Annotated in this window: 21 protein-coding genes; 15 read left to right on the top strand and 6 right to left on the bottom strand. The window is 43.0% G+C overall.

What is annotated here, in order from left to right; all coding sequences use genetic code 11:
• Nucleotides 1-167: 167 nt before the first annotated feature.
• Entirely contained in the window at nt 168-527 is a 360-nt protein-coding gene (locus IEW67_RS03670; RefSeq protein ID WP_188631706.1) for a hypothetical protein, read from the top strand.
• On the opposite strand, the gene IEW67_RS03665 is transcribed toward IEW67_RS03670, so the two are convergent.
• Entirely contained in the window at nt 478-1,260 is a 783-nt protein-coding gene (locus IEW67_RS03665) for an HAD family hydrolase (RefSeq protein WP_188631705.1), read from the bottom strand. The genes IEW67_RS03670 and IEW67_RS03665 overlap by 50 nt on opposite strands.
• A gap of 240 nt (nt 1,261-1,500) precedes the next feature.
• On the opposite strand from IEW67_RS03665, the gene IEW67_RS03660 reads away from it, so the two are divergent.
• The 3 genes from IEW67_RS03660 (at nt 1,501) to IEW67_RS03650 (ending at nt 4,011) form a co-directional block, all read left to right on the top strand.
• Complete coding sequence (locus IEW67_RS03660) at nt 1,501-1,698, top strand: alpha/beta-type small acid-soluble spore protein (RefSeq protein WP_188631704.1); 198 nt, start codon at nt 1,501-1,503, stop codon at nt 1,696-1,698.
• A 283-nt stretch (nt 1,699-1,981) separates the two neighbouring features.
• The gene (locus tag IEW67_RS03655) at nt 1,982-3,532 is read left to right on the top strand and encodes a Na+/H+ antiporter NhaC family protein (protein ID WP_188631703.1); all 1,551 of its coding nucleotides are present in this window, start codon (nt 1,982-1,984) and stop codon (nt 3,530-3,532) included.
• A 203-nt stretch (nt 3,533-3,735) separates the two neighbouring features.
• Nucleotides 3,736-4,011 (top strand): hypothetical protein, encoded by a 276-nt coding sequence (locus IEW67_RS03650; protein WP_188631702.1) that lies wholly within the window; start codon nt 3,736-3,738, stop codon nt 4,009-4,011.
• A 471-nt stretch (nt 4,012-4,482) separates the two neighbouring features.
• On the opposite strand, the gene IEW67_RS03645 is transcribed toward IEW67_RS03650, so the two are convergent.
• Nucleotides 4,483-5,319, bottom strand: coding sequence for a CvfB family protein (locus IEW67_RS03645; protein ID WP_188631701.1), 837 nt, complete (start codon nt 5,317-5,319; stop codon nt 4,483-4,485).
• A gap of 648 nt (nt 5,320-5,967) precedes the next feature.
• Between IEW67_RS03645 and IEW67_RS03640 the strand changes: the two genes are divergently transcribed.
• The gene (locus IEW67_RS03640) at nt 5,968-6,864 is read left to right on the top strand and encodes an AEC family transporter (protein ID WP_188631700.1); all 897 of its coding nucleotides are present in this window, start codon (nt 5,968-5,970) and stop codon (nt 6,862-6,864) included.
• Nucleotides 6,865-7,048: 184 nt separating this feature from the next.
• On the opposite strand, the gene ytaF is transcribed toward IEW67_RS03640, so the two are convergent.
• Nucleotides 7,049-7,678 carry a sporulation membrane protein YtaF gene (gene ytaF / locus IEW67_RS03635; protein WP_229671659.1) on the bottom strand — a complete coding sequence of 210 codons (630 nt, stop codon included), beginning with the start codon at nt 7,676-7,678 and terminating at the stop codon, nt 7,049-7,051.
• Nucleotides 7,679-7,839: 161 nt separating this feature from the next.
• Between ytaF and IEW67_RS03630 the strand changes: the two genes are divergently transcribed.
• The 3 genes from IEW67_RS03630 (at nt 7,840) to IEW67_RS03620 (ending at nt 12,330) form a co-directional block, all read left to right on the top strand.
• Nucleotides 7,840-9,999 carry a DNA topoisomerase III gene (locus tag IEW67_RS03630; RefSeq protein ID WP_188631699.1) on the top strand — a complete coding sequence of 720 codons (2,160 nt, stop codon included), beginning with the start codon at nt 7,840-7,842 and terminating at the stop codon, nt 9,997-9,999.
• Between the two features lie 437 nt (nt 10,000-10,436).
• Nucleotides 10,437-11,912: a Na+/H+ antiporter NhaC family protein gene (locus IEW67_RS03625; RefSeq protein ID WP_188631698.1), complete on the top strand. Its 1,476-nt coding sequence runs from the start codon at nt 10,437-10,439 to the stop codon at nt 11,910-11,912.
• Nucleotides 11,913-12,018: 106 nt separating this feature from the next.
• The gene (locus IEW67_RS03620; protein ID WP_188631697.1) at nt 12,019-12,330 is read left to right on the top strand and encodes a CHY zinc finger protein; all 312 of its coding nucleotides are present in this window, start codon (nt 12,019-12,021) and stop codon (nt 12,328-12,330) included.
• Between the two features lie 172 nt (nt 12,331-12,502).
• Here the strand turns inward: IEW67_RS03620 and IEW67_RS03615 are convergent, their stop codons facing one another.
• The 3 genes from IEW67_RS03615 to IEW67_RS03605 form a co-directional block, all read right to left on the bottom strand.
• Nucleotides 12,503-13,003: a hypothetical protein gene (locus tag IEW67_RS03615; RefSeq protein WP_188631696.1), complete on the bottom strand. Its 501-nt coding sequence runs from the start codon at nt 13,001-13,003 to the stop codon at nt 12,503-12,505.
• A gap of 59 nt (nt 13,004-13,062) precedes the next feature.
• Nucleotides 13,063-13,206, bottom strand: coding sequence for a hypothetical protein (locus IEW67_RS03610; protein ID WP_188631695.1), 144 nt, complete (start codon nt 13,204-13,206; stop codon nt 13,063-13,065).
• Between the two features lie 83 nt (nt 13,207-13,289).
• A complete protein-coding gene (locus tag IEW67_RS03605) occupies nt 13,290-15,338 on the bottom strand; it encodes a thioredoxin domain-containing protein (RefSeq protein ID WP_188631694.1) in 2,049 nt (682 codons plus the stop codon).
• 229 nt (nt 15,339-15,567) lie between these two features.
• On the opposite strand from IEW67_RS03605, the gene IEW67_RS03600 reads away from it, so the two are divergent.
• From IEW67_RS03600 to IEW67_RS03570, 7 genes are all read left to right on the top strand, one after another.
• Nucleotides 15,568-17,145, top strand: a complete 1,578-nt coding sequence (locus IEW67_RS03600; RefSeq protein ID WP_188631693.1) for a plasmid pRiA4b ORF-3 family protein — start codon at nt 15,568-15,570, stop codon at nt 17,143-17,145.
• A gap of 164 nt (nt 17,146-17,309) precedes the next feature.
• Entirely contained in the window at nt 17,310-17,783 is a 474-nt protein-coding gene (locus tag IEW67_RS03595) for a flavodoxin domain-containing protein (RefSeq protein WP_188631692.1), read from the top strand.
• Between the two features lie 244 nt (nt 17,784-18,027).
• Complete coding sequence (locus IEW67_RS03590) at nt 18,028-18,993, top strand: N-acetylglucosamine kinase (RefSeq protein WP_188631691.1); 966 nt, start codon at nt 18,028-18,030, stop codon at nt 18,991-18,993.
• Nucleotides 18,994-18,996: 3 nt separating this feature from the next.
• The gene (locus IEW67_RS03585; RefSeq protein ID WP_505734230.1) at nt 18,997-19,863 is read left to right on the top strand and encodes a MurR/RpiR family transcriptional regulator; all 867 of its coding nucleotides are present in this window, start codon (nt 18,997-18,999) and stop codon (nt 19,861-19,863) included.
• Between the two features lie 378 nt (nt 19,864-20,241).
• Entirely contained in the window at nt 20,242-21,153 is a 912-nt protein-coding gene (gene murQ, locus IEW67_RS03580) for an N-acetylmuramic acid 6-phosphate etherase (protein WP_188631690.1), read from the top strand.
• 109 nt (nt 21,154-21,262) lie between these two features.
• Entirely contained in the window at nt 21,263-22,579 is a 1,317-nt protein-coding gene (locus IEW67_RS03575; protein WP_188631770.1) for an ABC transporter substrate-binding protein, read from the top strand.
• A gap of 408 nt (nt 22,580-22,987) precedes the next feature.
• Nucleotides 22,988-23,881 (top strand): carbohydrate ABC transporter permease, encoded by an 894-nt coding sequence (locus IEW67_RS03570; RefSeq protein WP_188631689.1) that lies wholly within the window; start codon nt 22,988-22,990, stop codon nt 23,879-23,881.
• Nucleotides 23,882-23,898: the final 17 nt, after the last annotated feature.

The following is a 23,898-nucleotide window of genomic DNA, read 5'->3' as shown; positions in this document are numbered from 1 at the left end:
AATCGGAGTTTTATTTGTTATTCAGAGAGAGTCGCGCGAAATCATGCTGTCCTCGCGCGAAATCCGGGGAGAGTCGCGCGAAATCATGCCATCCTCGCGCGAAATCCGGAGAGAGTCGCGCGAAATCATGCCATCCTCGCGCGAAATCCGGAGAGGGTCGCGCGAACATGCCGTCCTCGCGCGAAATCCGGAGAGAGTCGCGCGAAATCATGCTGTCCTCGCGCGAAATCCGGAGAGAGTCGCGCGAAATCATGCTGTCCTCGCGCGAAATCCGGGGAGAGTCGCGCGAAATCATGCTGTCCTCGCGCGAAATCCGGGGAGAGTCGCGCGAAATCATGCCGTCCTCGCGCGATCGGACTAAGCAAAAGTTCGACCGGGAAAAGCGAGAGTCATCGGGCGGCAAAAAATGTGGTACGCCGCTGCACAAAGCACTCATGATAGAAAAAAAACCGGGTTGTAATTGGCCCGGTCTTTCCTTTATAACACGCCAATCTGCTTCAATCCATAAGCGATTCCGTCATCGGTAACAGTCGCTGTCCTGTGTTTGGCATAACGAAAAAGATCTTCATGGGAATTACCCATCGCAAATCCTTCACCGACAGCATCAAGCATTTCCTTGTCGTTCATACCGTCACCAAAGGCTATGGCCTGAGCTCGGGAGATATCGAGAAGGCTGAGAATCTGTTCAACCGAATGGCCTTTGTTGACATTTTTCCTCAGAATATCATAGGTGCCCTCCGTTCCATTGACATGAACGGGGGAGAGGCGAACATTGGATTCAATTTCATACAGCCGTATCTTTTCTGGCGAAGCATTCAGAATTGTCGCGCCTAGAATCTTGTCCGTGATTTCAGGAATGAATGCCTCATTCTTTTTCAGACCAAATATATCGATAAATTGTTTGATAACCGGCTGATCAAGGGTTGTGAAATAATTCCTGTCACGTGTGTACATAACCAGTTCGTGACCATTTTCTTCAGCAATATCAATAAATTGCTCCATATTCTTTAAGGGGATCGGTTCATTTACAATTGTTTTTCCCTGGTAGCTGGCAAAAGCTCCATTGTATGCAATAAATGAATCAACAACCAATTCTTTTGCCAGTTCCTCGATTTCATGAAGCGGCCGGCCTGTTGCTAAAAATACCTCGACCCCTTGCTTTTTGACTGAAGAGATCGCCTGTTTTGTCATGTCAGAGAATGTATGGTCCGGTTTTAAAATCGTTCCATCAATATCAAGAAATAAAATTTTGTATGCCATGTTGATCTCCTTGTCCATGTAATTATAAAAGCATTCTAGCATAGTGATGTGATTTTTGCGAAGAATGCTTTGCAGATGCTGTGTTAAAGTTTATCATTCCAACTAAAAAGTCACGTTCAACCATTGACAGGCATCGTACAATTGCAATTTTTAACAGGGGTAAACGGCTCGTCTTTGCTAAAAACTACACGTGAACAGATGAATCGCATCTGTTCGAATTCCCACAAGGAGTGATCAGTTGTGGCGGAAAACAAAAATGATTTGTTGGTGTCTGGAGCAGAGGATGCAATGGAAAACATGAAAAACGAAATTGCAAATGAATTTGGCGTCCAGCCCGGAGCGGATACAACTGCACGTGAAAATGGCTCTGTGGGAGGCGAAATGGTCAAGCGTATGATCAAAATAGCCGAATCCGACATGTCTCAAAGCAAAAAATAATTGTTCAGACATGCAATAGGAGAAAAGCCGTTTCAGAAAGCTGAAACGGCTTTTCTTTGACTTCGGATGAGTGGTATTGACTGCTGCAAACCTACATATTTGTTAACGAATTGTTCTTCATAAAGAGCTGATCAAGTCTTATTAAGAACCTTTGTGTCAATTTATGGTTTAGTGGAAATATAAGTGAAAATTAATTTTGTCTTCTATTTATGAAAATAATATGAGAAGATATAACATATATTTATGATAAGCAGTTCATTATTTATGAAGGGAGAAAAAAGAAATGGATTTTGGAGTTCTTTCGCTTTTGCCGCCGGTGATAGCGATTGTACTAGCCCTCGTCAGCCGAAATGTTATCCCTGCCTTATTTGCCGGGGTCTGGCTGGGAGCAACAATGATGTACGGCTGGAACCCATTCATGGGGCTGTACGCAAGTTTCAGCGACTTTATTATTCCAAGCGTTGGAGATCCATGGAATGCAACCGTTTTGATTTACTGCGGATTGTTTGGTGTATTGATTGCATTTTTGCAAAAGACAGGCGGAGCACAAGCTATTGCACAAGCCATTTCCAACAAGGTGAGAACGCCAAGGGGCGCTCAAGGTTCAACAATGATTTTTGGCATCATTATATTTTTTGAAGACTATTTTAATGCATTGACGGTTGGAAGTGTCATGCGTTCGGTAACAGATAAAATGCGTGTGTCCCGTGAAAAATTAGCTTATATTGTGGATTCCACGTCTGCTCCGATGTGTCTGCTAGGTCCTGTATCGACATGGGTCGTGTTTGTCATGGGATTGATTGGTGCACAGTATACCGAGATGGGGATTTCCGACTCGGAATACATGACCTATATATTTACGATTCCATTTAATTTTTATGCTATTTTAGCTATTATTCTTGTTGGAATTATTGTTTTCCTGAAGTGGGATTTCGGACCGATGGCGCAAGCGGAATATCGAGCGCGCACTTCAGGTAAAGTCATTCGGGATGATACTGAGCCGCCATCTGATGATCAAATGGCCGATGTTGAAATGCCCGAGGGTTATACACCTAAAATTCGTAGCATGATTGTGCCGATTATCGTACTGGTCGGGATGATTCCGCCGTTGTTCCTGTGGACCGGGGGCTACCCTGAAAAAGGTTTTGTGACGGCATTTGGAGAAGCTGATGGGGCAACGTCAATTTTAATTGCTGCATTTGTAGCTGGTATTGTAGCACTTGCGATGGGGATGCAGCAAAAGCTTTATTCATTTAAAGACTCCATGTCCATCATTGTCAGCGGGTTTCGCAGCATGATGATCGTTTACATCATTTTGACATTAGCGTGGTCAATCGGCAGTGTCACGACGGAACTTGGAACAGCAGAATATATCGTTCATTTTGCTGAGCAGACAACATCATCTTCCATTATTCCAATTCTGCTTTTTCTGATTGGTGCGATTGTTGCGTTTACGACAGGAACATCATATGGAACATTTTCAATTATGATTCCGATTGCGATGCCGCTTGCTGCTTCAATGGATATTTCAATGTATTTGGCCATTGCTGCTGTGTTCAGTGGCGGCATCTTTGGGGATCACTGTTCTCCTATATCTGATACAACAATATTGTCTTCGGCAGGGGCAGGAAGCGACCACATTGACCACGTGAATACCCAAATTCCATATGCAATCACCGCGGGTATCAGCGGCGTCGTAGCATTTCTTACCGTGGGTCTCACGGGATCACCTGTACTGGCTATCATTGTCGGGGCTGCCCTCCTGTTTATTTTGGCCTTTATCATGAATAAAGTGTGGGGAAAACACATACCAAATGATCAGGTGACAGTTTAGCGTTGTTGTGACAGAAGCGGTGAGAAAAGTATACTTGTACACGGGAACGGGCTGGCCGGCAGTCTGTTCTCTTTTTATGTCAAAGATAGGACTTCCGGGTTTAAATTCGGGTTCCATTGACACGTGGTCAGGATTAAATTGACTTTACTGGAACGTATAGATAAAATGTAATGTAGTAAAATAAAGTTTGTTGAGGTGAGACTATGTTTAATTTGGGCTTGGTTATCGGTATTTCGATCCTGGTGGCCATCATGATTGTAAATATCATCATTACGCTGGCATCTTCTGATGAAGGATTTGGCATTTATATTCCTGCTGCGGTTGCTTTTGTTGCCGGTATCATCATGGTGACAATGTCATCATTTGCGAAAATTGAAATGATTGGCCTCGGGTTTGGCGGCTGGGGCGGAGCTAGCCTTTTTGCGGCAGCAATTGGAGCTATTGCAACCTCCCTTGTTGAAACCTTTCGCCACGCTTAACGAAAAATTGGAACAGATATCTGCCTAAGTTAAAAAGGTGGATATTTTTTTGTAACGTCAGAAAGTATAAATGATGGATGACCTTATAAAAAAAAGCTTCGGCATTCGCTATAAGACGAGGCGAATGCCGAAAGTTGGGTTAGGTATAGTTGATTCCGTTTAGGTGGACCTTTTTTTCGTTATTTGCTTCTCTGATCGTGAGCCTGCGGGTACGGAAAAAAGGGAGTGTCAGAGCATGTTCCCGAGATAAGATTTAACTGTAAATAATGTAGCGGAAAATTGTATCCAGTGTATTATTAAGACGTATATGGACAGGAATACAAATATTTTCTCTGACGAAAATAGAAAAAATCGGGCTGCACTTTACTCGATATATTTCTGATTTTTAACAAAATGACAAATGATTGACAGTGGAAACGTCATCTTCGAGCATGTTTCCAGCCATTAATCAGTTATGGTGTTCTGCTGGGACTAAATCAAATAGGTCCTGCCATCACGTTGTTCAATTTTTTCCTCTTTCATCAATTTGCCAAGTGCGCGCTTAAAAGCAGCTTTGCTGATACCAAATGTTCCGCGAATATCTTCAGGATCACTTTTATCATCAAAATGGATAATGCCGCCATTTTGATTCAGGAGTTCAAGAATATCGTCTGCATCTTCCGTCATGCTTTGCTGCTTGAGAGGTCTGAGGGACACATTCACTGTTCCGTCTTCTTTTACGGCGATCACGCGTCCTTTCACCCATTCTCCGAGGCGTGGTTCCTGTTTCCGCTCTGTATGATGAATAAATCCACGATAGCCGTCTTCCGAAATCATAGCGGCTCCTTCTCTGTCGGTATGGTATATGCGACCGCTGATTGGCTGGTTAACCAATTCCTCAGATCCCATTTCCCAATGTGCTGAGAAAAAACGTTCGGTAGCGGGTTCTGCGAGAAGCCGTCCCTCTTTGTCTGTCGTCAGTTTGACAAACAGCTTATCACCTTTTTCCGGCCAAACACTTTCAAATAGCGGAAGATCATCATGTGAAACGAGAATTCCCTTTTCGATGCCAATATCAACAAAAACCCCCAGCCCTGAAATAATCGCAATCACTTCAGTCCAGTCGAACTCATCCACTTGAACAGAGGGGTGTTTCTTTGTAGCGAGAGTATTGCCCTTTTGATCGTTATAGAGAAAAACATCAATTTTTTGGCCCGGTGCCAATTCTGATTCAACTGTTTGAGAAGGCAGGAATACACCGCTTTGCAGGATGTATCCCGCTTCAATCTTTTGAATCACTGCCATTGTCTGAATCGCTCCTAGTTTCATGCAATATGCCTTCTTTCCTGCTAAATATTGGAAAGGGGTACCCTTATGATTAAGAGTACCCCTGTAATTTGAAAAGTAACATATAAGTTTTCATTTTTTATATTTGTCCCGAATAGATTCGGGTGGAACTGTCTTTGTTATAGATATTCCTTACCGCGGTCTGTGTTCCACTGGTGTTTTCTTAGAAAAACTCGGCATTCGCCTCGACTTATAGCGAGTGCTGAAATTTTTTTATAAGGTCATCCAGAATTTATACTTTTGACGTTATAAACTTAAGCAACGTCAGCCCTTCCTGCTCTGACGTCCTTGCGACCCCGAAGCCGCGCCAGTGAGAATAAGCATCTTCAAAAACGAACTAGCAGAATGCCAGAAATGACGACTTATTTTTACTTTCAGCTATCTAATCCTCCCATAAAATCTATGGAATGTCAAATCATAGGCTGACACCTGAAAAGAAGTGGAAGTATGAACAGGTTCACTTATGCAGTTTCGGCAAACCCCACAACAGAATCAATGTTTTTAAAACTGGCAAGCATGCCATACGAATGGTAGACTGGTAAAAGATTTGCTTGAAAGTGTTGTACAAAACACGGTGAAAATGGTGCACTGTGTTTTGTTGATGATTTGTTTATAAATGGGGATATTGTCATGCATATATTTCTACAGGTTATTTTGCCGATTATGGTCGTGTTTGGAGCAGGGTTTGTATTGCAGCGGATTCGAGCCCTTGACGTAAAATCACTTGCTGCGGCATCGATTTACATATTTATGCCTGCTTTGGTGTTCACAAATTTATATGAAGCCCATTTTAATCAGGGATATACGGTTATTGTCGTTTATGCGATCTTCCTATTGTTTTCGATGATCTTTTTTGTGAAATTGCTCGCGCGACTATTTAAGTGGCGGGCGTCAGTTGAAAGCGGCGCGATTCTGGCAACTGCGTTTATGAATGGCGGCAACTACGGAGTACCGGTAATCCTGTTCAGTATCGGGGAAGAAGCTATGCCATATGCCATTTTTTTGATGGTGCTTCAGACGATGATCATGAACGTATTCGGGGTGTATTATGCTTCGCGCAGTACGAGTGGCTTTTGGCGGGCGTGCAAGACAGTTTTGAAAATGCCGGCAACATATGCAGCTATTCTTGGTATTGGGTTTCAGGCTTTGCCAATCAGCATTCCCGAATCAGTTTATTCGACCTTGACCATGTTAAGCAATGCAGCTATTCCACTGATGATGGTGATATTAGGGATGCAGTTGGCATCGATTACGTCTTTGTCATTTAACTGGCAGGTCATTCTATCAACAGCGACAACCCGAATGATACTTTCACCACTGCTCATATTTTTATTTATATGGATTGTGCCGGCTGACCCGGTTATCAAGTCGATTCTCTTGATTGTAGCTGCCATGCCGAGTGCTGCGACGACAACCATGTACGCGATTGAGTTTGATGCCGAACCTGATCTTGTTTCCAGTATCACACTTGTTACAACACTAATCAGCGTTGTAACGGTTACAGTGTTGCTAAACGTCATAACATAGCAACTACTATGTTTTTCAATCAGTCTTTCAGGGAAAGTTAGTTTTTAAACGGTAATACCTGAAAGGGTGAGAACGATGATTCGGACAATTTTAATGGTGATTGGTGCGATTGTTGTCATCGGTTGGATTATTTCGGTGTTATAGTACCATACCACTGTCATTTAGTATGGCCGGGATCAACCGGTTACATCATATTCAAGATACCCAGTAGCATGAGTGAAAATGGAGGTAGCAGCGTCAATGGCTGCATCCATTTTTTTTGTGACAAAAGGTGCCCCGTTTTTACGCCGCACAATACAAATAGTCCACTCATCAAGGCGATAGAAGCTGCTGTTATTATGGGTGAATACCCAAGCATTGCAGCACCCAGACCTGCACCAAATGCATCAATTGCCAGTGCAAAACCCAAAAGCACAGCCTCTGACAGTGAAATGCTCCCGGATTGGTCTAAATCTGCCTGATGCGGTTCTTTCATCACGAATTTGAAATTATCCCATGTTTCGTCATCTGAAATGGAGTTAGAGGGTGTTTCCTGTTTTGAACGGATTATATTATACAAACAGTACAAGCCGATGCACAGCAGAATAATACCCCCGATGTTATCGGTGAGTCCCGGTGTGATAAGTGACTTCATCATATTGCCGATTGTCATTGAAATATAGACTATGAAACCGGAACAGAGCATAATGATCCCCAAGGCTGGAAGTGAAACATGGACACGCCGCAGTCCATATGATATGCCAACGCCAAACCCATCAATACTGACGCCGATAATCAAAAAAATCAGTCCGGTATAATAGAGCATCACTATCATTTTCCTTTCCGCTTTTGCCCCGTATATATTGGGTAGTCATGACGTATCATTTTATCTAGGTTATTGTATGGAATTCGGCGGGAGGTGTGAAAACGGCGTAATGCTGCAAATTGTGTTACAGTGACAATATAGAGAAGACTTGAGAAGAGAGGATTTATGAAATGAGTAAAACAGTCGTATTAGCCGAAAAACCTTCTGTCGGACGGGATATCGCCCGTGTATTGAATTGCACGAAAAAAGGCAACGGGTTTATAGAAGGATCAAAATATATTGTAACGTGGGCGCTGGGACATTTGGTAACGCTCGCTGACCCTGAAATGTATGAAGAAAAATGGAAAACATGGCGTTTGGACGATTTGCCGATGCTGCCAAGCCAGCTGAAATTGGTTGTCATCAAAAAATCCGGCAAACAATTCAACGCGGTTAAAACACAATTGAATCGCAAAGATGCAGGTGATATTGTCATCGCAACCGATGCGGGGAGAGAAGGGGAACTTGTGGCTCGCTGGATTATTGAAAAGGCGCGCGTCAACAAGCCTGTAAAGCGTTTATGGATTTCATCGGTCACTGACAAGGCGATCCGCGAGGGGTTTAAAAATCTGAAACCAGGAAAACAATATGAAAATCTTTACGATTCGGCTGTCGCACGTTCGGAAGCGGACTGGTATGTAGGTCTGAATGCCACTCGCGCACTTACGACGAGATTCAATGCACAGCTGTCGACCGGGCGTGTGCAGACACCGACATTAGCGATGGTGCGGACAAGAGAAAAAGAAATTAATGAATTCCAGCCGCAGCCTTTTTATGGTATTGAAGCCAAGACAAGTACCGGAATGACGCTCACATGGCGGGACGGCAAAAACAATAACCGAATGTTTTCCAAGGAAAAAGCAGAAAAACTGCTCAATCACCTGAAAAATAAACCGGCGCAAATCACAAACATCGATAAATCGTATAAGAAGAAACATGCTCCGCAATTGTATGATCTCACTGAGCTGCAGCGCGATGCGAATCGAATGTTCGGGTTTTCAGGTAAGCAAACCCTGTCTTTGATGCAAAAACTGTATGAACAGCATAAAGTTCTCACGTATCCGAGAACTGATTCACGAGTGCTTTCATCGGATATAGTCCCGACATTGAAAGATCGAGTGAAAGCTGTTAATGTCGATCAATATGCACATGTTGCGGGCAAGTTGTTGAAAAAGGAATGGAAATTACCGAAGTCGGTCGTTGATAATGCAAACGTATCCGATCACCATGCAATTATCCCAACAGAAGAAACTGTCATACCAGCAGATCTGAATGACAAAGAACGAAAGGTTTATGATCTTGTCGTAAAACGTTTCCTGGCAGTTTTGTCAGACCCATATGAGTATGAACAACTGACAATCGAGGCTTCCATTGATGGCGAGCGCTTTACAGCCAGAGGGAAAAATATCAAAAAACAAGGTTGGAAAGAAGTTTACGGCGATCATGGAACTGACAATGATCAGCAATTGCCTGACGTGCAAAAGGGCGCGGAACTGTCCGATATCACAATAAACCTGACGAATGGTGAAACCAAGCCACCTGAACGTTTTACAGAAGGCGCTCTGCTCCAGGCAATGGAAAATCCAGTACAATATATGAGTCAGGATGAAAAGCATCTTGCCAAGACCATCAGTAAAACAGGAGGTATCGGTACTGTTGCCACCCGGGCTGATATCATCGAAAAGTTATTCAACAGCCAACTCATGGAACTGCGTGGCAAACATATTTTCACAACATCCAAAGGCCGCCAGCTGCTTGACCTTGTCCCGGAAGAGCTGCGATCCCCGGCTCTTACTGCTGAATGGGAAACCAAGCTCAGCCAGATTGCTCAAGGGAATTTGAATAAAAAACATTTTATAAATGAGATTAAAGGCTACACAAAAGAAGTCGTTTACCAAATCAAGACAAGTGACGATAATTTTAAACATGATAACTTGACCGGAAGCAAATGCCCAAATTGCGGAAAACTCATGATGGAAATTGATAATAAGAAAGGTAAAATGCTCGTTTGTCAGGATCGCTCATGCGGTGGAAAAAAGAACATTTTTAAACGGACAAATGCCAGATGCCCGAATTGTCACAAACGGATGGTACTGCGGGGTGAGGGCGATGGCAAAACATTCACGTGTCAGTGCGGATTCTCTGAAAAACTGTCAACGTTCAATCAGCGCAAAGAAAAGGAGAAAAGTGAGAAAGTATCCAAGAAAGATGTTAATAAATACTTGAAAAATCAGGATGACGGGTTTAAAAATAATGCACTGGCAGATGCTTTATCCAAGTTAAAAGAATAAATTTGCCGAAATCGGTGATAAACAATCAGCGCTGGTCGTAATCACGGTGAACATGGAGCCGCAATTAATCCCGGGAAAGCAAAATGAATAGTGTGATAGAAAGAAAGTCGCTTACGTTAGGGAGCGACTTTTTCCTTATTTCCAACATTCTTCCAAGATAGAATAAGTACAAGTGGCAGGCAAACTGAAACATGGGCGGGAAAATGGAAACATGTTCCCGAGAGCCGAAACATGGGCGCGAGATCGGAAACATGTTCCCGAGCGTCAAATTCAAAAGAGCAATTATCACTCATTGCACATGAATCACCATATTAGGATCTACAAAGCTTTGAGTATAGAGGAAGATTTTTTATTCATAACTTTAAAAACTTATGATAAGCTGTAATGAGAAGATAAACATCCGCCATCATTGGGATGAATTAGGGGGAGGGAGCAAAGTGTCAAATAACGAGGAGTTAGACAAAGCAACCGGGAATAAGACTGTCCAGAAATTGGAGTTCTGGCTGGGGCCGTTCGGTGCGGCAGTTCCTTTGCTGTTTTTTGTTGTTTGGGCCATCACAATCAGTGTCATGCAGCTATCTTCTGAGGTTGCATTGGTACTTGGAGCCGTTATTGGTCTGACATTGGGATTAATGTTATGTAAAAGCAAATGGGAAGATTATGCACAAGGGCTGTTTGATGGATTGGCCCAGCCCGTCGGTGTCATTGCGATGGTAGCATGGTTTTACGCCGGTATGTTCGCACAGGTTCTTCAGGTTGGCGGGCTCGTTGAAGGGCTTGTTTGGATTGGTTCGATAACAGGCGTTGAAGGCGGTATGTTTGTTGCCCTAACGTTTTTGTTGGCAGCAATTTTTTCAACTGCTGTTGGTACAGGTTACGGTACAACCGTTGCATTTTGTACCCTCATGTATCCTGCAGGTATTGCTGTTGGAGCGGATCCGACTTTTATGTTTGCGGCTATTTTAGCTGGAGCAGTATTTGGTGATAATCTGGCACCGGTTTCCGATACCACAATCGTATCAGCAACAACTCAGGATGCCGATGTGCCTGGTGTTGTACGGAGTCGTTTCAAATATTCTATCGTTGCTGCTGTGCCGGCGATGATTTTATTTGCGATTTTCGGCGGAGGTGGTAATTCTGCAGCCGGTCAAACTTCCGCCAGTTCCGTGATTGAATCTGTCAATGCGAGCGGGCTGATCATGCTTGTGCCTTTTGCAATCGTTCTTATTCTTGCTTTAACCGGTCAGCATCTGCTGACATCATTGACATGGGGTATTGTATCGGCCATACCACTGATTCTTTTATTGGATTTGGGATCGTTTGCTGATATTTTAAGCTTCAATCCGGACTCTGATGCTGTCGTAGAAGGAGCTTTAGTTTCAGGTTTAACAGGTTATTTTAATATGGCGATTTTAATTCTGTTGATAGTAGGGGCAGCCCATTTGATGAGACTCGGTGGAACAATGGCAGCCATCACGAAAAGTTTGGTTAAATGGATCAAAAACTCCGTTCGCAAAGCTGAAGTATCCATGTGGGCGATTGTTGCATTGCTGAATAGTTCCATTACCATCAACACAGCAGCTGAAATTGCAGCGGCGCCATTTGTAAAAGAAATCGGATCTAAATACAAGATCCACCGTTATCGGATGGCAAATATGCTTGATGCAGTGACATCGGCTTTAGGTTATATTTTCCCGTGGGGAGCACCGGTGTTACTAGGCTGGTCAACCATTCAAACGATGAAAGAGGAATCATATAATTGGCTTCCGATTGTTGAACCGAATGCTGTTTTCCCATTCGTGTTTCAGGGCTGGTTCCTGTTTATTATCATGCTGGTTGCAGCGTTGACCGGTTGGGGGTTGCGCTATGAAGGGAAGAATGGTGAAGAACTGAAAGAAAAACCAGATGATTAATTGTTTTGCATGAATCGAAAGGGTGAAGTGGTCAATGTCCGCTTTATCCTTTGTTTGCCATTTCCTCATTATGATAAAGTGTTTTATAGAGGTGCGGGAGGTTTCTATGAGGATAAAAGGAGCAATCGACGACGAAACGCGATGTGAACACTTCCATACAGAAAATGATAGAGTAGCGATCAAATTTTATTGCTGTGGTGGTTATTTCCCGTGTTTTCGATGTCATCAGCGCTATGGATGCGGGGATTCTGGCGTTTGGCCAAAAGAAAAGTTTGATCAGAAAGCCATTCTGTGCGGCAGTTGCCACACAGAACTCACGATAAACGAATATCTTGGGAGCAGTTACCGCTGCCCCGCTTGTCAGGCAGCTTTTAATCCGGACTGTGCGCTGCATTACCATCTGTATTTCAAACGATAGCGCTTTGCGTGAGGGTGATAGATAGGATGTTTGATATCGAACGGATAAGACTTTTGTAAACAGGTGACCGGGTATGATAGATAAAAAACCCTTGTACATGTTCGATTAGAAGACACGGACGAGGGTTTTCCTTAGGATTCAGTATAATTTTGTGAATGGAGTCGCTGAGGTGCTAATTTGAAAATTGATGTTTTAATTGGGCAATGTCACGTTCGTTTTGGACGGCTTTATTCCAGATGTGATCTTGATCCGCACGCAGGATTTTGAATTCGTCCATGATTTCACGATGGCGTCTGTCGCCTTCTGTTTTTATCGTGGAGATTTCTTCTTTCATGGCAGTTTGTTCTTGTCTCATCAGTGCTTGGTCTTCTTTCATGGCAGTTTGTTCTTGTCTCATCAGTGCTTGTTCTTTTTTCATGGCAGTTTGTTCTTGTCTCATCAGTGCTTGGTCTTCTTTCATGGCGGTTTGTTCTTGCTTCATCAGTGCTTGTTCTTTTTTCATGGCAGTTTGTTCTTGCTTCATCAGTGCTTGGTCCGCTTTCATGGCGGTCTGTTCAGATTCCATTCCCTTCATTTTTTCTTTCATTTCAGTCTGCTCTGTATGCACGGTGCCAACCATTGAAATTAACTGAGAAAGCATATTTTCGATACGCTCCAATCGTTGTTCGGTCATCTTTTTCACCTCCTCTTTCTATTCCAGTATACCCTTTCTTTTGAAAGAATGCTATGGGATCAATTTTTTTCTTCTTCGGCGCTTTCTGCAATTTTTCCTGTGATCCAGCGTTCAGCGGTGGATTCATCCACTTCATAAATTTTCCCTGCACGGAAAAGGTCGCCGTGGTACATGGTCTGTACATTCATTTTGACTTTCTGCATGAGAGTAGCTCCTTCCAAATGATGATTGTAGCAATAGTTTAACATATTCGTGTGTGTGTTCTGCACACTGACGTTTTACAACGTTAGCGTTTTTGCCGTATGAATTCCCAGGCTTTTTCTTTATCTTCTGTTGGCTGATGGCACGCGAAGTTTTCGCAAACGTAAATCGTCAGCGCTTCACCCAGCCGCTTATACTCGGATGCAAAAGGAGCGGTTTCAGCCAATTCATCAGCGTTGTTGCTCGCTAAAAGTGTCACATCGGGCAAAAAGGCTTGTTGAAGTTCAGTAGTAAACGAATCCGATGGTCCAAGCACCACGACTTCTTTTGTCGTATTCTCCGTCAAAAGCAGACTTTGAATGAAATGGATGCCTGCAGCAGGAACGTCGCTGATATCCTTGTAAAAGGTGTAGTACAATTCCTCGAGTGCATCGAGATAGGCGGTTTCGCCGGTCAGATATCCCAGTTTGGCAAGCATAACAGCTGCAACACCATTACCGGATGGAAGGGCACCGTCATAGACCATTTTTTCCCGTGACAGCAATTGTTCGCTATCATAGCCATTGAAGAAAAACCCGCCTTGTTCGCTATCCCGGAATAACGCCAGCATGTCATTGGCAAGTGCGTGTGCTTGCTTTAAATAATTGAGCGAAAATGTCGCTTCATATAGTTCAGCATAAGCCCACAGCAGAAAAGCGTAATCATCCAAGTAGCCGTTATATTTCACTTCTCCGTCACGGTAACGGGCCAAAACCCGTTTATCCTGAATAAGGTTCTGTTGGATAAATGTCATGTTGTTCTCAGCAGTATCAATGTAGTCCGGCTCGTCAAAAACTTTTCCGGCCTTAGCCAGTGCAGCTATCATCATGGCATTCCATGAGGTCAGAATTTTATCATCCACGTGAGGATAAACACGTTTCTCGCGTGACAAGAGCAATTGCTCCCGAGCTGCATCCATTTCCTGTTTAAGCTCTGATAAGCTCATATGATGGGTTTGCGCGATTGTCTCCATATTTGTAGTAAGCAGATTTGGAATGTTTTTGCCTTCAAAATTTCCGTTCGGTGTTATGTTGTAAACAGATGCATATAATTCTCCCCGCTTTTTGCCGAGGATGTTTAATATCTCATCGTATCCCCAAACATAATATTTCCCTTCAGTACCTTCTGAGTCAGCATCAATCGCTGAATAAAACCCTCCTTCAGCACGTTGCATCTCTCTTTTGACAAATGTGATAATCTGTTTGCTGATCGTTTGGTATAATGGTTTTTTGGTGATTTGGTAGCATTCGGTATATGCCATGAGCAGCAACGCATTATCATAAAGCATTTTTTCGAAATGGGGAACTAGCCATTTCTCATCGGTGGAATAGCGTGCAAATCCGTATCCGACATGGTCATATATGCCGCCCTTTGCCATGGCCTGCAATGTGTCTTCTGCCATTTTCAGTGCAGCAGTCTCGCCTGTGAAATGGTAATACTTCAGCAGGTAGAGAACATTTTGGGGTGTGGGGAATTTGGGTGCTGAACCGAATCCCCCATACTGGGAATCAAACCGCTTTTTGAGCTCATAAAAAGCTTTGTGCGTCATCTCTTCGGAAAGGCGGCTCTCACTTTTGGTTGTGACGGTTTCTTTGAGTGCATCGGTCACACTCTTGGTCACTTTTGCGATATGGTCCGGTTCTTCGTTATATTTTTCGAGAAGCTGAGTGAGAACATCCATAAAGCCGGGCATACCGTATTTGCTAACACGGGGGAAATAGGTTCCGGCATAAAACGGCACTTTATCTGGTGTCATAAAGATGGAGAGCGGCCATCCTCCCTGTCCGGTCATCATCTGACAAACTTTCATATAAACGGAATCAATGTCCGGCCGCTCTTCACGATCAACTTTAATGGCCACGTAATGGTCATTCAGATACGATGCCACTTCCTCGTCTTCAAATGATTCGTGTGCGAGGACATGACACCAATGACAAGTGGAGTACCCGATGGAAAGGAATATAGGTTTATTTTCAGCCTTTGCTTTTTCAAACGCTTCATCACCCCATGCATACCAGTTAACAGGATTGTAAGCATGCTGCTGAAGATAGGGTGATTTTTCGTGAATTAAATGATTCGGTCTTTTTGAAGTCATACGAAAACACCGCCTTCCTTTTTAGTCTATATCCATTTTATCCAATATCATATGACATTAACAAACATATACTCTCAACTTTCAGACATCAAAATAAGCAGCAAAATAAAATCTATCAGCAAATGCCATGTCATAAAAAGCTCACGTTACGTTTATATATCAACTATCATTTTTACTAATGTTGCATCTCTATAAGTATGCTACACTATTTAAAAAGTGGGGTGATGGAATGATTTATGAATTCAAAGTGTCGTTAAAACATGTCGGTGTCCCGGTATGGCGCAAAATTCAGATTGACGGTCATGCAACATTCTATGATTTGCACCGGGTGCTGCAGGTTGCTTTTGAGTGGTTCGACTATCACTTGCATAGTTTTTTTGTGAACCGGACGAATGGCGAACGAGTCGAGCAGATGGAAATTACGAGTGAAGACACCGGTGATGATGCCTTTGTCGATCTACTTGGCGACCGGATTACCCGTCAGGAAAAAGATGAAGTTGTAGGTGATTGGTTAAAGGAGCCATATGATAAGGTGATGTATGTGTACGATTTCGGTGATGACTGGCATCATGAAATTGTTTTCAACAAAAAATTGAAGCCTGAAAAAGGAGTGAGCTATCCGCGTTGTATAAGTGCGAAAAATCTGCCTCCTGAGGAAGACTCAAGGGAAGAAGTGCTGACGGGTGGAATCGATCTTACGGCTACAGACAGCAAACGTCTGGTTCAAGATGTGAACGATAATATACGCTTTTATCTGAAGGATTTACTGACTGCATATGAGCAGCCATCTGCCGAAAAGGATAGTTGGCATGATGTTTTTGTGAAGGCAAAAGAATTTCAGAAGCTTAAACCATGGGAAATCATGTTTGATGAGCATATTTTTGCTGTGAAAGACCCGAAGACAAATGAATGGCTTTATTGTTCTGTACTTGGCGGTGCCGGTGAAATGTTTGGTTTGGCAGTATATGTCGGAGATAAGGGCTATCGTTCGTTAGTGGATACCTTAACGTCGAAAAAACCTGATTTTGATTTTGTGATCAATCAGCGCAGTTTGCTGTTGAGTTATGAAGATCGGGAAGATTTGGAAAAGAGTGATTATCAGCTCATCAAATCATATGATGTTAAATTTCGCGGACGGAAAAGCTGGCCGTCGTTAAGAAGCTACAAACCTGGGCTTTATCCATGGTTTATGGATGATGACGAAGCGAGGTTGATGCTACTGGCACTTGAGCAGACAATCGATGTTTATCATGAAATCAAGAACGGACTGGCATTACCTGACATGCTGTTTGATGAACACGTGATGATGAAAGTCCCAAGTGAGCAAAATGGTGAATTGATATTTGATAACCAGGTGCTTGAACTTGGCCATGTTGAGGAAGAAGAACCGGATGAAGTGCCGCTGGCAGTTTCAGAGGTGGATTTGAAACGGTTAGAAAAACTGAACAACTCACTTCCGTACACGGTTGAATTTTCCATGGATTATATGGATATGCCTGTTCAAAATAATCAGAACGAACGGCCTCTGTTCCCGCTTTTGGTACTGGGGGTTGACCGGACCAAAGGAATGGCCATTTACTATAATTTACTGACGGAGGTCTCAGACCGTGTTGTTCTTCAAACTGAATTCGTTAAAATGATTGAATCATTGCAAGGCATTCCTGAGAGCATTAAGGTAGATGAACGAACAGAACATGTACTGGCACCGCTTATAAAAGAGGTGAAACTGAATGTGGAAGTGGAAACTGAATTACCATTAATCCGCCACGTGATGGAAATGATGCAAGACGATATGATGCCTTTTTGAGCAGGTAGCAGAATCGATTCGTGAATAATGCTGTGAAACCGGATTTTAAACCGCTCCTATTTCTGTCATGAACAGCATCTTTAGTTTCTGCTCGATAATTGAAAAAACATTGTCGACATTCTTGAAATAGCGATGAAGACTTCTTGAATTTGAGGGATATTTTAATGGCTAAGGTTTTACTGCTTTATGCGAGCATGACCGGCAATACAGAATTAATAGCCGAGATAGTCAGAGAAACGGTTGAAAGGTATGGTTATGAAGTTGTAACCAAAACGTTTGAAATGGATCCGATTGACGTGGATGAGCTTTGCCGCTACGATGGTCTGCTTGTAGGTACTTACTCTGAGGATGACGGAGCATTGCCATTTGAAGTGGAAGACTTTTATGAGGATCTGAATGATGTGGATATAACAGGTATGGCCGCTGGTGTATTCGGTTCGGGCGATTCTTTTTATGCGACGTTTGGCGGTGCGGCCAATGCACTGGGAGATCGCTTGGAGAAAAAACATGCCAGACTGGTCCCGGAACGATTGATTATAGATTTGGAACCGGATAATGACGATGCCATCAGATGTCAGAAATTTGCCGAGACGTTTTGTCGAATGATGGAAGCCCGGGTAAAGAGTGATGATGCGTGACGGTAATTTACACCGAAAATAGTGAAGGCTTACTGCTTTAGCAGCAAGCCTTTATTTATTTATAACGTCAGAAAATATAAATGATGGATGACCTTATAAGAAAAAGCTTCGGCATTCACTATAAGGCGAGGCGAATGCCGAGTCACCTTATTCCATTTTTTGAAATAACGTAGGTCTAAAAAAACTTGTTTAAATATTGTGCTTTTTGTAAGATGAACAAAAGGACAGGAAGGATGGGGAGAATATGGACTATGTTGCCGGGATTGATGGCGGGGGCACAAAGACTGTTGCTGTAATGACAGATTTGAATGGAAAGGTGGTTGCAAAAGCGTCGATGGGTCCTGTTAATCCAAATGTCGTTAATAAAGAGGAACTGTATCAGACCTTATCCGACCTGATGCAGGATTTGAAAAAACAAAATAACGCTGCATTTGAACAAATCACCGGTTTATTCGCAGGGATATCAGGAGCGGGGAATAACAAGGCAGTTCAAATGTTAACGGATATTCTTGACGGGCTTGTGCCTGATAAAACATCTGTCAAGGTTGAGCCTGATACAATTAACGCCCTATATTCCGGAACGTACGGTGAACCGGGAATAGTACAGATATCCGGGACAGGATCGATAACATTTGGCATTAGGGCTGATGGCAAACGTGATCGTGCCGGAGGATGGGGCTATTTATTCGGCGACGAGGGGAGCGGCTATGATATTGGCAGGTCAGGCATAATAGCAGCTTTAAAAGCATATGATGGACGCGGCAAAAATACAGTGTTGCTTGATATGGTCCGTGTTCATTTTCGTACTCGCAACCTATATGACCTTATTCAACAAATTTATGCTTCAAAATCCCCGAAGAGTGCGATATCACCGGCAGCTAAGCTGGTATTTAACGCGTATAAGCAGCGTGATGCAGCAGCTCGGGCGATCATTGGAAACACCGTGAAAGAATTGAGGTGCAGTATTCGGACGTTAAAGGCCAAACTTTATCAGCCTGAAGAAGAAATCAAAGCCGTTTTATGCGGCGGTGTATTCGAGGATGAAGAAGTGCTGCCTGATTTGTTGAAAAGAGAATTTCAGGATGATCATCAATTAACCATCGTTACCCCTGCAATGCCCCCTGCCGGCGGCGCTATTATCGGTGCTCTTTTAGCGAGAAATATCAAACCGGACGAATATATAATTCGAAATATTAAGTCAACTTACTAGGAGATGATAGGATTGTCACAAGTTAAGGGTGGCTTGACTATGTTAAAGGAAATGGTTCACACGCTTCCGCCTTCAGAGAAGAAGCTGGCCGAATATATTCTGGAAAACCCGGAAGAGTCGATCATGCTGACGTCTTTATTGCTGGGTAAGGAGAGCGGTACATCAAGCGCAACGGTCATACGGCTGTGTAAATCAATCGGACTGAAAGGTTTCCAGGAATTAAAAATCCGTGTAGCAGGTGATTTGCAGGAGCAGAGTGGGCAGGGCTATCGGGATATTGAACCAAATGATAGAACCGAAAATTTAATCGAGAAGATGACGTCAAATACGATCCAGACAATTAAAGAAACTGTGGATATGATGCGCGCATCTGATCTTGAGGGTGCCGCTGATGCATTATTCCAAGCGAAGTCAATTGTCATCATCGGTTTTGGTGCTTCCTATATTGCTGCTAAAGACGCGGAACAGAAGTTTACACGTATTGATAAATTTGTACAAGCTTTTTCGGATGTGCATATGGGCGCAACAGCTATTGCCAATAAAGGACCTGACGATGTCGTTGTTGGCATTTCTTTTTCGGGCGAAACAAAACAAGTGATTGATTTGTTGGAGCTGGCGAAAAAGAAGGGCGTGAAAACCATCAGTATTACAAAAACCGGAAAGTCACCGGTCAGTCATATGACGGATATCCAATTGCATACTTCCGCAGCAAAGGAAGCAACATTCAGAAGCGGTGCGACGTCATCAAGGATGGCACAGCTTCACGTGATCGATATCCTTCTGATGATACTGGCTTCTAATGAATACGAAGAGGTAATTAAACATCTTGATGAAACAAGGGAAGCAATAGGATCTCTAAAGCAAAAATAATCTAAAAGTCTGTCTTGACTGAAATAATATTACGTAAAATTGAAAATAATATTGACAAAATATTACGGAATGCCTATACTGAAAACTAATCCGAAGTTTAGTAATTTTTTGATAACGTCAAGCATTATTTTATAGATGACCTTATAATGCGTGTTCAAAAAGGAGGATAAAAAGGACCAAGAAGTTCGAGACGGCGCAGTTCCGAGAAGCGGAGAAACAAGCCAACGAAGAAATTCGAAGTGTCAGTTTCACCGGACTTTTTGAACAACCTCTTATAAGAAAAACGTCGGCACTGACTATAATACGGGGTGAATGCCGCGTTTTCTAAAAATTATATGAAAACGCTTTATCATTATTGACAGGGAGAATCATAGATATATGAAATTAGCAAAATTAACGACTGAACAACGAAATGCAGCCAGCATGGCATTGGATCAAATGTCAGCGATGGAGATTTTAAAGGTTATTAATAATGAGGATAAAAAAGTTGCAACGGCCGTTGAAAAAGTGTTGCCTCAGGTAAATGATGCGATTGAACGTATATATTCGGCATTAAAACAGGGAGGCCGTTTATTTTATGCCGGTGCAGGGACGAGCGGCAGGCTTGGAGTGGTAGATGCATCGGAGTGTCCGCCAACGTTCATGACATCACTCGATACCGTGCAAACCGTTATGGCAGGCGGAAATGATGCTTTTTTCAAAGCAGTTGAGGGGTCTGAGGATGAGGAATCCATGGGTGCCGATGATATCAAAGCAAAGGATATTACAGACAAAGATGTTGTGGTAGGTATCACGGCCAGCGGCAGAACACCGTATCCCATTGGCGCTTTAAAGTACGCCCGGAATATCGGTGCTTATACTGTTTCATTATCGTGCAATAACCATTCATTAATCAGCCGGTTTGCCGATACCGAAATAGAAGTGATTGTCGGTCCGGAAGTGCTGACAGGCTCAACCCGTATGAAAGCGGCGACTGCGCATAAAATGATATTGAACATGATCAGTACAACGACGATGATCAAACTTGGAAAAGTCTATGAAAATTTGATGGTAGATGTTCATGCCAGTAATTACAAATTAAAGGAGCGGGCACGCACGATTATTATGGAAATTACTGGTTGTGACTATAAAGAAGCTGATCACACACTCAACTTAACGAATAACCAGGTAAAACCCGCTATTGTGATGATTAAAGGAGGTGTTACATATCAGGAAGCGGAAGCTGCAATTGAAAAGAGCAACGGTTATGTCCGTGATGCGATTGCTTTCGTTCTACATTCCAATGCCTGAAACATCACGAATCGTTACATGAACGATTCATGAGTTTCATATATTTTAATAAAAAAGGGGGAAGGTTATCTTGAAGCGATTATTGAAAAATCCGTTCGTGCTTTTATTGATGGCTGCTTTATTAATGATTGCCGTCGCATGTTCGGACGACAGTGCTTCTGAGGAGTCATCGGATGATGGCGGTGACAATTCGAAGGAAGCAGCCGCTGATAGCGAAGGTTTAAGCGGAACATTGGAGATACAGTATTTTGTCGGGGGTTATGGTGACTCATGGTGGAAGGAAGTCATCGGGGATTTTCAGGAAGAGCATCCTGATCTGGAAATTAAAGAGCATGCCGGCCCGAATATTAATGAAGAGATGAGGTCGCGCTGGGTTTCCGGAGATCCGCCTGATGTCGTTTATATCGATGGTGCGGGATCAAGTGAAACACAAATGGTTGAAGATGGGCAGCTGATGGATCTGACCGATTGGGTAAAGGATATCGAGGTTGATGGAAAACCGCTGATGGATAGTTTTATCGTACCGCCTTCAGATTTTGACGGCAGTATCTATAGTCTTCCGCTCGTATTTGATACGTGGGGCACATGGTACGACAAAGCATGGTTTGAAGAAAACAGCTGGGAAGTGCCATCAGATTTCGAAAGTTTTATGAGTTCAATGGAACAGATTAAGAAAGATGAAGGTATGTCACCATTTGTGACAACTGGCCAGTATCCTTATTACTTTTTGCGCGGCATGCTTTATCCGGCATTTGGAGCAGCGGGCGGTGATGAACTGTTGAACGATGTTATCACAGGTGCTGAAGGCGCATGGACCAGTGACGCTGTGCTTGAAGTGATGAAAAAAGTTGAGAAAATGCAGCAGCAGGGTTATATAGATGAAGGGTTTGCAGCCATTAACCATACACAATCCCAAATGAATTTTCTGCTTCATGATAATGCGTATATCCCCGTTGGGTTCTGGCTTCCAAACGAAATGGAAGGTGACAAACCTGAAGATTTAGAGTATGGCTTCATTCCATCACCGATGAATGATTCCGGTGAACCAATGGCGGTTGTACCGGATTTGCGTCCATTGGCGATTGCTGAACAGGCAGAAAATCCCGAGGCAGCTAAAGCATTTGTTGAATTTGTTTTCACAAAGGAATATGCCAAATTGTTCTCTGAACACACGGGTGCGATTATGAATTTGCAAGGTGTTGATCTTGCATCAAATGATAACGTGCCACAGTACTTGATTGATGCGAACAAAATGATTAATGACCCGGAAAAAGTTCAAATCTACCATAAACCTCATCCGATGAGTGCGGATTTGGAAACACCGATCAGTGATTCACTCGTTTCGTTGATGCTGGGGAATATTACAGCCGAAGAGTTTGTAAAAGAAGCAGAAAATGCGGCTAAGGAGTACCGAAACAGTCAATGAATCAGTCAAAAAAGTAGAGGTGTATGAAATGCAACAGCTGTTAATCTGCTGTTGCATTCCATACCCTTATTTTCATAACATCAGAAAGAATAACTTATGATTGACCTTATAAAAAAAGCTTCGGCATTCGCTATAAGACGAGGCGAATGCCGAGTTTTTCTAAAGGAAAAAACCGAACTAACTAGAGCGTATACACCGCTCCGGAAATATAATTCGCGCACCTTAGGGCGGATGTTGAGCCTCCTCGTGTTGACGCATTGCGGGGTCTCACCGAGGCCTTTCCTCCCTCAGGAGTCTACGTATATTTCCTCCGCTAAAACGAAGTATCGTTCGTCTTTAGTATTGTATATCTTAATTCTGTCCAGGGGCTCCTAGGCCTTAGTTTTTCTAAGAAGAAAGGGTGATAGGATGGTACAATCGAAAAAGCAAAAATACCTGTTTCTCGCTTTTTGCCTGGTTCCGACCTTTATCATGTTCAGCATTTTTACCCTTTACCCATTATTCAGCGGATTGTATTATTCCTTTTTTGAGATGTCGGGCTCGTCACAGGCAAAGGAATTTGTGGGATTTGATAACTACATACAACTATTTAATGACGACATCGTACCGTCAACCATCTGGCATGATTACTTTCTTGTTATAACCAAGGTCATCGGTATTATGATCATGGCAATGTTCATTGCTGTGGCCTTGACACAGCTGAAAATCAAAGAAGCACCGTTTTACCGGATCATCTTTTTCTTCCCGAATATTATGTCCGTCGTTGTCATTGGTATCCTGTGGGCATTCATTTACAATCCGGATCTGGGTCTGGTTAATTCTGGTCTCGAATTTATCGGACTTGAAGAATGGACAAGAGCCTGGCTGGGGAATGAAAATTGGGCACTGAGCAGTCTTGTCTTGCCGTCAATCTGGGCAGGTATTGGCCTGTTTATGCTGCTGTTAATGGGGGGGATTGCCAATATCTCCAAAAGTTATTATGAGGCGGCACGGATTGATGGAGCAAATGAATGGCAGCAATTCTGGAAAGTAACCTTACCGCTTGTATGGCCGCAAATTAAAATTTCCATTCTATATATCGTTATTACAACGTTAAATGGATCCTTTATCATTGTTCAAGTCATGACCGGAGGCGGTCCGAATAATGCAACACACGTTATGGGGTCGTACCTGTATCAGCAGGCATTCAAGCAGTATAACTTCGGGTACGGTGCAACAATAGGTGTCATGATTCTGATGATTTCATTAATTACGGTGTTAATCCTGCAACTGCTACTTAGAAGAGATAAGGTGGAATATTGATGAAAGAGGTGACCCTG

Source organism: Lentibacillus kapialis (assembly GCF_014646635.1).
GTDB lineage: Bacteria > Bacillota > Bacilli > Bacillales > Amphibacillaceae > Lentibacillus > Lentibacillus kapialis.
Note: the sequence above shows the minus strand (reverse complement) of the source record. Positions and strands in the feature narration are given on the sequence as shown.

Coding starts and splice junctions, on each gene's coding strand:
- IEW67_RS03600 (WP_188631693.1), top strand. CDS start 15,568: ATGATTTATGAATTCAAAGTGTCGTTAAAACATGTCGGTGTCCCGGTA.
- murQ (WP_188631690.1), top strand. CDS start 20,242: ATGAAATTAGCAAAATTAACGACTGAACAACGAAATGCAGCCAGCATG.
- IEW67_RS03585 (WP_505734230.1), top strand. CDS start 18,997: ATGATAGGATTGTCACAAGTTAAGGGTGGCTTGACTATGTTAAAGGAA.
- IEW67_RS03605 (WP_188631694.1), bottom strand. CDS start 15,338: ATGACTTCAAAAAGACCGAATCATTTAATTCACGAAAAATCACCCTAT.
- IEW67_RS03670 (WP_188631706.1), top strand. CDS start 168: ATGCCGTCCTCGCGCGAAATCCGGAGAGAGTCGCGCGAAATCATGCTG.
- ytaF (WP_229671659.1), bottom strand. CDS start 7,678: ATGATAGTGATGCTCTATTATACCGGACTGATTTTTTTGATTATCGGC.
- IEW67_RS03610 (WP_188631695.1), bottom strand. CDS start 13,206: ATGCAGAAAGTCAAAATGAATGTACAGACCATGTACCACGGCGACCTT.
- IEW67_RS03620 (WP_188631697.1), top strand. CDS start 12,019: ATGAGGATAAAAGGAGCAATCGACGACGAAACGCGATGTGAACACTTC.
- IEW67_RS03665 (WP_188631705.1), bottom strand. CDS start 1,260: ATGGCATACAAAATTTTATTTCTTGATATTGATGGAACGATTTTAAAA.
- IEW67_RS03575 (WP_188631770.1), top strand. CDS start 21,263: ATGGCTGCTTTATTAATGATTGCCGTCGCATGTTCGGACGACAGTGCT.
- IEW67_RS03655 (WP_188631703.1), top strand. CDS start 1,982: ATGGATTTTGGAGTTCTTTCGCTTTTGCCGCCGGTGATAGCGATTGTA.
- IEW67_RS03590 (WP_188631691.1), top strand. CDS start 18,028: ATGGACTATGTTGCCGGGATTGATGGCGGGGGCACAAAGACTGTTGCT.
- IEW67_RS03645 (WP_188631701.1), bottom strand. CDS start 5,319: ATGAAACTAGGAGCGATTCAGACAATGGCAGTGATTCAAAAGATTGAA.
- IEW67_RS03595 (WP_188631692.1), top strand. CDS start 17,310: ATGGCTAAGGTTTTACTGCTTTATGCGAGCATGACCGGCAATACAGAA.
- IEW67_RS03650 (WP_188631702.1), top strand. CDS start 3,736: ATGTTTAATTTGGGCTTGGTTATCGGTATTTCGATCCTGGTGGCCATC.
- IEW67_RS03570 (WP_188631689.1), top strand. CDS start 22,988: ATGGTACAATCGAAAAAGCAAAAATACCTGTTTCTCGCTTTTTGCCTG.
- IEW67_RS03615 (WP_188631696.1), bottom strand. CDS start 13,003: ATGACCGAACAACGATTGGAGCGTATCGAAAATATGCTTTCTCAGTTA.
- IEW67_RS03630 (WP_188631699.1), top strand. CDS start 7,840: ATGAGTAAAACAGTCGTATTAGCCGAAAAACCTTCTGTCGGACGGGAT.
- IEW67_RS03640 (WP_188631700.1), top strand. CDS start 5,968: ATGCATATATTTCTACAGGTTATTTTGCCGATTATGGTCGTGTTTGGA.